6 protein-coding genes are annotated in these 9112 nt (G+C 73.5%); 2 read left to right on the top strand and 4 right to left on the bottom strand.

All coding sequences use genetic code 11. The features are described 5' to 3' along the window. Positions 1-44: 44 nt before the first annotated feature. Positions 45-1790, bottom strand: coding sequence for a lysine--tRNA ligase (lysS, locus tag ACWGIS_RS34530; RefSeq protein ID WP_453366450.1), 1746 nt, complete (start codon positions 1788-1790; stop codon positions 45-47). A 146-nt stretch (positions 1791-1936) separates the two neighbouring features. Between lysS and argS the strand changes: the two genes are divergently transcribed. After that, positions 1937-3706 carry an arginine--tRNA ligase gene (gene argS, locus ACWGIS_RS34525; protein WP_453366449.1) on the top strand — a complete coding sequence of 590 codons (1770 nt, stop codon included), beginning with the start codon at positions 1937-1939 and terminating at the stop codon, positions 3704-3706. Between the two features lie 93 nt (positions 3707-3799). Here the strand turns inward: argS and ACWGIS_RS34520 are convergent, their stop codons facing one another. Continuing rightward, positions 3800-4747 (bottom strand): hypothetical protein, encoded by a 948-nt coding sequence (locus tag ACWGIS_RS34520; RefSeq protein WP_453366448.1) that lies wholly within the window; start codon positions 4745-4747, stop codon positions 3800-3802. Positions 4748-4927: 180 nt separating this feature from the next. Here ACWGIS_RS34520 and ACWGIS_RS34515 point away from each other — a divergent pair, with 180 nt between their 5' ends. Beyond that, positions 4928-5812 carry a DUF4253 domain-containing protein gene (locus tag ACWGIS_RS34515; RefSeq protein WP_453366447.1) on the top strand — a complete coding sequence of 295 codons (885 nt, stop codon included), beginning with the start codon at positions 4928-4930 and terminating at the stop codon, positions 5810-5812. Between the two features lie 210 nt (positions 5813-6022). Here ACWGIS_RS34515 and ACWGIS_RS34510 read toward each other — a convergent pair whose 3' ends face one another. Next, positions 6023-7237 (bottom strand): aminotransferase-like domain-containing protein, encoded by a 1215-nt coding sequence (locus tag ACWGIS_RS34510; RefSeq protein WP_453366446.1) that lies wholly within the window; start codon positions 7235-7237, stop codon positions 6023-6025. Positions 7238-7364: 127 nt separating this feature from the next. After that, positions 7365-8903, bottom strand: coding sequence for a helix-turn-helix domain-containing protein (locus tag ACWGIS_RS34505; protein WP_453366445.1), 1539 nt, complete (start codon positions 8901-8903; stop codon positions 7365-7367). Positions 8904-9112 lie beyond the last annotated feature (209 nt).

Raw genomic sequence — 9112 nt, 5'->3', positions numbered from 1 at the left:
GGCGCCCGGTGGTCACCGGGCGCCCCCTCTCGTCGTGGCGGCCGTCAGGCCCCGAGCAGCTTGCGCACCCGGTCCTGGCCCACCGCGAGCAGCAGCGTGGGCAGCCGCGGGCCGGTGTCCCGGCCGACCAGCAGGTGGTACAGCAGCGCGAAGAACGTGCGCTGGGCGACCTTGATCTCCGGCGGGAGCTCCTTCGGGGTCGCGTCGGCGGAGAAGCCGGCGCGGACCTTCGGGACGCCGTAGACGAGGTGGGTCAGGCCGTCCAGCGACCAGTGGTCGTCGAGGCCCTCCAGGAGCAGGCGCAGGGATTCCCGGCCCTCGTCGTCGAGGGAGGCGAGCAGTGCGGCGTCGGGCTCCTCGCGGACGACGGTGCGCTGCTCGGCGGGCACCTGGGTGTTGATCCACGCCTCGGCGCGGTCGAGCCGGGGCCGGACCTCGTCCAGGGACGCGAGCGGGTTCTGCGGGTCGAGCTCGCTGAGGATGCGCAGCGTCTGGTCCTCGGCGCCGGCGGTGATGTCGGCGACGGAGGCGAGGGTGCGGTACGGCATCGGGCGCGGGGTCCGGGGCAGTTCCCCGGCGGCGGTGCCGACGGCCCGGGCGTACGCGGCGGCGTCGGCCGGGAGCGCGGAGCCGTCCGCGACCTTGGCCTCCAGCTTGTCCCACTCGTCGTAGAGCCGCTGGATCTCCTGGTCGAAGGCGATCTTGAAGGACTGGTTGGGGCGGCGGCGGGCGTAGAGCCAGCGCAGCAGCTGCGGTTCCATGATCTGGAGCGCGTCGGCCGGGGTCGGCACGCCGCCCTTGGACGACGACATCTTGGCCATGCCGCTGATGCCGACGAACGCGTACATGGGGCCGATCGGCTGCTTGCCGCCGAAGATCCCGACGATCTGCCCGCCGACCTGGAAGCTGGACCCCGGGGAGGAGTGGTCCACGCCGCTGGGCTCGAAGACGACGCCCTCGTAGGCCCAGCGCATCGGCCAGTCGACCTTCCAGACCAGCTTGCCGCGGTTGAACTCGCTCAGCCGGACGGTCTCGGAGAAGCCGCAGGCGGAGCAGGTGTAGGCGAGTTCGGTGGTGTCGTCGTCGTAGGAGGTGACGGTGGTCAGGTCCTTCTCGCACCGCCCGCAGTAGGGCTTGTACGGGAAGTACCCGGCGGCGGAGCCGCTGCCGTCGTCCTCGTCGGCGGCACCGGAGCCCTCGGCGGCCTCCAGCTCGGCCTCGTCGACCGGCTTCTGCGACTGCTGCTTCTTCGGCGGGGCCTTCCTGGTGCGGTACTGCTCCAGGATCGCGTCGATGTCCCCGCGGTGCTTCATCGCGAAGAGGACCTGCTCGCGGTAGACGCCCGCGGTGTACTGCTCGGTCTGGCTGATCCCGTCGTACTCGACGCCGAGCGCGGCCAGCGACTCGGTCATCGCGGCCTTGAAGTGCTCGGCCCAGTTCGGGTACGCCGAGCCGGCGGGCGCGGGCACCGAGGTGAGCGGCTTGCCGATGTGCTCGGCCCAGGATGCGTCGACGCCCGCGACACCGGCCGGGACCTTGCGGTAGCGGTCGTAGTCGTCCCAGGAGATCAGGTGGCGCACGGTGTACCCGCGGCGGCGGATCTCGTCGGCGACGAGGTGCGGGGTCATGACCTCGCGGAGGTTGCCGAGGTGGATCGGGCCGGAGGGGGAGAGTCCGGACGCGACGACGACAGGTTTGCCCGGGGCCCGGCGCTCCGACTCCTCGATGACCTCGTCCGCGAAACGGGAGACCCAGTCGGTGGTCTCGGTGCTCTGAGCCACGATCGGCACGTCCTTCTTTCTCATACGCCAGTACGGCTGACGGGCACCATTCTCCCAGCTCGGGCCTGAACCGCGAAAACGGCTTTTCACCGCGTGGGATACTGGGTTCCCTGTCCTCAGCAACTCCTGGAACCCGAGCAGAACGGCATCACTCCATGGCCTCGGTCACGTCCCTCACCGCTTCCGTCCACCAGCGCCTCGCGGACGCCCTCTCGGCTGCACTGCCGGAGGCCGGTTCCGCGGACCCGCTGCTGCGACGAAGCGACCGGGCCGACTTCCAGGCCAACGGCATCCTGGCGCTCGCGAAGAAGGCGAAGGCCAACCCGCGCGAGCTGGCGACGCAGGTCGTGGCGCGGGTCGAGTCCGGTGACGTGATCAAGGACATCGAGGTCTCCGGACCCGGCTTCCTGAACGTCACGGTCACCGACGCGGCGATCACCGCGAACCTCGCGGAGCGGGCCGCCGACACCGAGGGCCGCCTCGGCGTGCCGCGCGCCGAGCACCCGGGCACCACGGTCATCGACTACGCGCAGCCGAACGTGGCCAAGGAGATGCACGTCGGTCACCTGCGGTCCGCGGTGATCGGCGACGCGGTGGTGCGGATGCTGGAGTTCGCCGGCGAGTCCGTCGTGCGGCGGCACCACATCGGCGACTGGGGCACGCAGTTCGGCATGCTCATCCAGTACCTGATCGAGCACCCGCACGAGCTGGACCACGAGGGCGGCGAGGTCTCCGGCGAGGAGGCCATGTCGAACCTGAACCGGCTCTACAAGTCCTCGCGGGTGCTCTTCGACTCCGACGAGGAGTTCAAGACGCGGGCGCGGCGCCGGGTGGTGGACCTCCAGGCGGGCGAGCCGGAGACGCTGGCCCTGTGGCAGCGGTTCGTGGACGAGTCGAAGATCTACTTCTACTCGGTCTTCGACAAGCTCGACATGGAGATCCAGGACGCGGACGTGGTCGGCGAGTCCGGCTACAACGACATGCTGGACGAGACGTGCCGCCTCCTGGAGGAGTCCGGCGTCGCCGTGCGCTCCGAGGGCGCGCTGTGCGTGTTCTTCGACGACGTGAAGGGCCCGGACGGCAACCCGGTGCCGCTGATCGTGAAGAAGTCGGACGGCGGTTACGGGTACGCGGCCACCGACCTGTCGGCGATCCGCGACCGGGTCTTCAACCTGAAGGCGTCGACGCTGCTCTACGTCGTGGACGCCCGGCAGTCCCTGCACTTCAAGATGGTCTTCGAGACGGCGCGCAGGGCCGGCTGGCTGAACGACGACGTGAAGGCGCACCAGCTCGCGTTCGGCACGGTGCTGGGCAAGGACGGCAAGCCGTTCAAGACCCGTGAGGGCGAGACGGTCCGGCTGGTCGACCTGCTGGACGAGGCGATCGAGCGGGCGACGGCCGTCGTGCGCGAGAAGGACACCCTGGGCCGACTGTCCGAGGAGGACGTCGCCGAGCGCGGCACGCAGGTCGGCATCGGCGCGGTGAAGTACGCGGACCTGTCGACGTCCGCGAACCGCGACTACAAGTTCGACCTGGACCAGATGGTGTCGCTGAACGGCGACACCAGCGTCTACCTCCAGTACGCGTACGCCCGGATCCAGTCGATCATCCGCAAGGCGGGCGACGTCACCCCGGTGGCGCACCCGGAGCTCGAACTGGCCCCGGCAGAGCGCGAGCTGGGCCTGCACGCGGACCGGTTCGCGGAGACGGTCGCCGAGGCCGCCGCCGAGTACGCCCCCCACAAGCTGGCGGCGTACCTGTACCAACTGGCTTCGCTGTACACGGCGTTCTACGACAAGTGCCCGGTCCTGAAGGCGGACACCCCGGCGCAGGTCGAGAACCGTCTCTTCTACTGCGCCGTCACGGCCCGCACCCTGCACCAGGGCATGGACCTGCTGGGCATCCGGACGCCCGAGCGCCTCTGACCGGCCCGGGCCCGGCCACCGCACGGTGACGGCCCCGGCAGGACGGCACGCCCGTCCCGCCGGGGCCGTCGGCGTGCCGGGAGCGCCCCCGTGTCAGGCGTAGTAGTGGATGGTCCCGCGCAGGGCGGGTTCGGCGCCCTCGCAGTGCTGGACGAAGGTCGCCGCGAGCGCCGTCACGGTGCCGTCGCCGTCGCGGGCGAGCTTCGTGACCGTGAACTCGCCGGTGGTGGTGTTGCAGCCGCGCCCGTCGCCGTGCACGTCGAGTCCGGCGACGCCGTCCCCGCTGGCACGTTCGGCCCGGTAGGTGCGGCCCGCCTCCAGCCGCTCGCCGGTGGGCGGGGTGAGCAGCGCCGTGAAGTACTCGCGCCTGCCGGACACGTCGTACTGGACGCCGTCGCCCCACGGCCGCAGGCCGAAGGTGCTCGTCGCACCGGTGTGCGTGAGCCGTCCTCCCTGGCCGATGTAGTCACCGGGGTCGCTGGTCCAGGCGTAGGACAGCGGCAGGGCGCGGTACTTGACGACGCCCTTGAGCGCGGGAGCGTCGGCACGCTCGCACCGCTGGGTGTAGGTGGCGTCCAGAACGGTGACCGCGCCGGACGCGTCCGTCTCGATCTGGTTGACCGAGAACTGCCCGTGGACCTCGTTGCAGCCGCGTCCGTCCCCGTACACGTCGAGGCCGGGAGCGCGGCCGGTCCGGAACGCGGCCCGCTCGGCGTCGCGGTAGACACCGGGGTGCAGCTTCTCGCCGGCGGGTGCGGCGAGTTCGACGTCCCACCAGCCGGTGTCGCCGGACACGCGCACGCGAACCGACTCCGCCGTCCCCTGCGCGGTGATGGTGGCCGTCCTCGGCGTGAAGACGACGCTGCCGCCCTGCCCGACGGAGTCCCCGGCCTCACTGGTGTGGCTGTACCTGGTCACCGGCGCCGGTGTGCCGTCGGCCGCCCGCGCGGGTGCGGCCAGTGCCGTGACGAGCCCGACGGTCGTGGTCAGGGCGGCCGTCCCGCCGGTCAGAAAACGCCGCCATCCTGTGCTGCTGCGCACGGATGTTTCCCCCTCCGTGAGAACGGGCGCCCACGCTGGACACCCGTTCCCCTGTTGTAACTCCCGGCACCGGCGGCCGACTGCCGGAAACGAGCCAACTCCGTTCAGCACGACCGCTGTTGAGCGCTCGGCGGGGCCACTCCCGGCCCACTGTCAGTGGCTCGCCCTACAGTCCTGCGCATGGCGACACTTCCGAACCCGCTGCCGAAGCTGGCGGCCGACCCTAGCGGCCGCGTCCTCGGACTCGAACTCCCGCCGGGGACCCTGGTCGACGCGACGGTCGACGGCCCCTGGCACGAACCGCTGCTGTGGCTCGCCGACGGCCCGGCCGCCCCCGGCGACTGGCTGCGGCTCTCGCTCGCGCGGCGCACGGCCGGACTGCACCCCGTGCTCATCGCCTCCGGCGAGAAGGACGCGGGCGGACCCGCCGGCTGGGACCTGGGCCCGGGCAGGACCTCGTACGCGGGCGACCACGACGCCGAGGACGTCCTCGCCGACGCCTGGGAGGAGTACGCGGCGGACGAACTCACCGAGGGCGCCGACCACCCCGTCCGGGCGAAGGTCGAGGAGGTCTTCGGGACCCCGGCGACGTACGACGAGACGGTCGCCCCCTTCGGCCCGCTGTGGCCCGGACTCGCGCCGGCCGTCCCGCCGGCCGCCGATCCGGACGCGGGGGCGGCCGAGGTCGCCGACTCCCTGACCGACGGCGGCTCCTGGCTCGGGAAGCCCCGCCTCGCCCTGGTCCCGGCCCGCCGCAGCGCGGACCTCCCGGCGGCCATCGGCTGGTCGGGAGCGGTGAACCACGAGAACGACGTGGCGCGGCTGTCGTCGGTCCTGCGGTCCTGGGAGGACCGCTTCGGCATACGGGTGGTCGCGCTCTCCTTCGACCAGCTGGTCCTGTCGGTGGCCGCCCCGCCCGTCACCACGGCCACCGCCGAGGCCGTCGCCGCCGAGCACTTCGCCTTCTGCCCGGACAACATCACCCAGGGCAACCACGAGACGCTGCGCGCGTACGCGGAGCACGAGGTGCTGGGCGAGCGGGTCTGGTCCTTCTGGTGGGACTGACCCGGGCGGCGGGCGGGCGGACGCCGGCGGCCTGACCCCGGCCGGGGCGGCCGCGCGGCGGGCGGGCGGTTCCGCCGGCCCGGCACGCCGTCCGTCCGTTCGTCCGTCCGTCCGTCCGAGAGGGTCGGCGATCACCGGTCAGGTCCGTCACCCCTCAGTCCTTCAGCCCCTCGGCTTCCCAGCCCTTCAGTCCCGTAATCCCTCAGCCCCTCAGCCCCGCAGTGCCCGTCCCAGCCTGCGCAGCCCCTCGCCGATCTCCTCCGGGGTCTGCGTGACGAAGCACAGCCGCAGCGTCGCCCGGTCCGGCGGGCCCGCGTGGAACGGCTCCCCGGGCACGTACGCCACGTCGTGCTCGACCACGCGCCGGAGCAGCTCCGTGGTGTCGTGGGAGCCGGGCAGCCGCGCCCAGAGGAACATGCCGCCCTCGGGCCGCGTCCACGTGGAGCCCTCGGGGAGTGCCTCCGCGATGCCCGCCAGCATGGCGTCGCGCCGCCGCCCGTACTCCGCGGCGACCCGGGCCACATGGGCGTCGAGGTCCCGGTCGGCCAGGTAGCGCGCGGCGGCGAGCTGGTTGACGGTCGGGGTGTGCAGGTCGGCGGCCTGCTTGGCGACGGCGCAGGCGCGGCGCAGCGCGGCGGGCGCCCGCAGCCAGCCCAGCCGCATCCCGGGCGCCATCACCTTGGAGAAGGAGCCCAGCAGGACCGTGCGGTCGCCGGCTCCCTCGTACGAGGCGATCCACGGCACGCGCCCACCCTCGAAGCGGAGTTCGCCATAGGGGTCGTCCTCGACGATCCACAGCCCGCGCGAGGCGGCGACGCGGGCCACGGCGGCGCGGCGCCCGGCCGGGAGGGTGCGGCCGGTCGGGTTCTGGAAGGTGGGCACGGTGTAGAGCAGCTTGGGCCGCTCGCTCGCCACCAGGGCGTCGAGCGCGTCGGGGTCGATCCCCTCGTCGTCGCCGGGCACGGGCACCACGCGGGCCCCCGCGAGCGAGAACGCCTGAAGTGCCGCCAGATAGCAGGGACTTTCGACGAGCACCGCGTCGCCTGGCTCCACCAGGGCGGTGGCCAGCAGCGACAGCGCCTGCTGCGATCCGGTGGTGACCAGCACGTCGTCCGGCCCGGTCGGCAGCCCGCGCGCGGTGGTGCGTTCGGCGAGGGCGGTGCGCAGCGCGGGCTCGCCCTCGGTCGTGGAGTACTGGAGCGCCCGGCCGGGCGTCTCGGCGAGCACGTCCCGGTAGGCGGCGGCGATCCCCTCGGCGTCGAACAGCTCGGGCGCGGGCAGCCCGCCCGCGAAGTTGATCATCCCGGGGCGGGCGGTGACCGCGAGGATGTCCCGTACCGCCGACCCCTTGGCCGCGACGGCCCGCGCGGCGAGCGGCGGAAGAGGGGCGGACGGCGGGGCGGCGACGGGCTCGGCGACGGTCACGAGGACGGCTCCTTGTCCTTGATGCGGCTCGTGTCCGCACCCTAGGCAGTCCCGTGCCCCGTGCACCGACAATTCCGCCATCCGGACCAACTCGCCTGCCCCACGCGCCCCTTGGGGCCCGCAGGTCTCAGCCGGTGACGTCGGGCTCGTACTCGTCCCGCGCCCACTCCGAGGCCCCCAGCGGATACGTGTAGGCGGGGCGCCCCACGTTCCCGCTGGTCCGGAAGACTTTGCCGCGGTCGTCGACGCGGACGGTGCCGTGCCGCGTGCCGCTGGACCAGTCCAGCTCCAGGTACCAGCCCACGTGGTGGGCGCGGGCGTCGGCGAACACGTAGAAGACCTCGGGGTCGGACTCGCTCACCTTGTACGGGAAGTCCCGCTGCCCGCCCCGGGGTTGCACCGCCGGCCGGCCCGCGTCGAGGTCGACGCGGAAGGACGCCGTGTCCACGCCGCCGCCGCAGCCGACGCCCATCGCGTAGTCGTTCCAGGCGAGCGGCGCCGTCCTGTCCACCACGCGCACGTGCAGCGCCTCCAGGACGACGGTGGCCTTCCCGGTGCCCTGCACGGTCAGCGCGATCATCTGCCGGCCGCCCGCGACCCCGCCGAGCGCGCTCACCCAGCCGCGCGCGTCCGGCTCGCTGGGCGGCGGCGGCACCTGCGCGGCCTTCCGGTCGACCAGGTAGTGCTGGCTGCACGGCCCTTCCCACTTGTACGGGTTGGCGGCGACGGCGGGCGCGGCGGCCCCGGTGTCCGCGTCGTCGTTCCGCGGGGCGGCCCCGGCCCCGCGCGACGGCGTCGCCTTGGGACCGGCGGTGCGCGAGGCGGACGGCGAGGGGGACCGGTGCTTCCCGTCGGCGGACGCGGCGGCACTCGGGCTGCCGGTGACGGCGGAGGAGACGGCCCCCGCGGTCCCCGCCCGGGCCCCGTCGCCGTCGTCGCCCGGTACGAGGTTCACGAGGAGGGCGGCGGCGACGGCCGCGGCGACCACGGCCGCCCCGGCGAGCACGACGGTCCGCCGCCGACGCCCGGCTGGCTCCGTAACGGCCCCGGGCCCGCTCTGTGCCGGGGCCCCACTCGGGCGCTCGGCATCGGCATCGGGGTCCGGACCGGAATCGGCACCGGCATCGGGGTCGGGGTCCGGACCGGGATCGGTACCGGCACCCGGGCCGGTATCCGTCCCCGAACCGACATCGGGATCGGTGTCCGCCCCCGGACCGGGGTGCGACTCGGGCTCGGCCTCCGGCCCCGGATCGGGAGACCCGGACCCGGACGCCTCGGCGGCGGAGGACCGCGGCGCGTCCGCACCGGACGAGCCGGCAGCCCCCGAACCGGCGGACCGGGACCCGTCCGCACCGGGTGAGCCGGCAGCCCCCGGCCCGGCGGGCCGGGACCCGTCCGCACCCGGCGAGCCGACCGCTCCCTTCCGCCCCCGCAGCGCGTCCGCGAGGACCCAGCGCCGGTGCAGCTCCACGAGCTCCTCCGGGGTCGCCCGGCAGATGCGCGCGAGCCGTTCCACGGGTGTGTAGTCGGCCGGTACGGCGTCCCCGTTGACGTACCGGTGCAGCGTCGACGCACTGACGTGGAGCCGCTTCCCGAGCACCCCGTAACTGAGTCCGGACCGCTCCTTCAACTCCCGCAGCAGCTCCGCGAACCCGTCCCCGCCCACCGTTCCTCCATCCCCCGCGTTCCACCCGGCGTTCCAGGGGGAGCGCATTCCCCCAGGTCAGACCCCGTACGAGCGTTCCAGCGTCCCGTACCTCCCGGCAGCCGTGGCGGCCGGGACGGATCACCGCACAAGCTGTGGCCATCCAAGCACGCCGCTCCCGCCGACCGGTCGAGCGGACGTGCCGGACCGTCCGAACCAAGCCAAGGGGG

The organism is Streptomyces sp. NPDC054842 (genome assembly GCF_053611025.1).
The sequence above is the reverse complement of the archived record's forward strand: the minus strand, read 5'-3'. Positions and strand labels throughout refer to the sequence as shown.

Excerpts from the sequence above, each read along its gene's own strand:
- argS (WP_453366449.1), top strand. The coding sequence starts at position 1,937 with ATGGCCTCGGTCACGTCCCTCACCGCTTCCGTCCACCAGCGCCTCGCG.
- ACWGIS_RS34515 (WP_453366447.1), top strand. The coding sequence starts at position 4,928 with ATGGCGACACTTCCGAACCCGCTGCCGAAGCTGGCGGCCGACCCTAGC.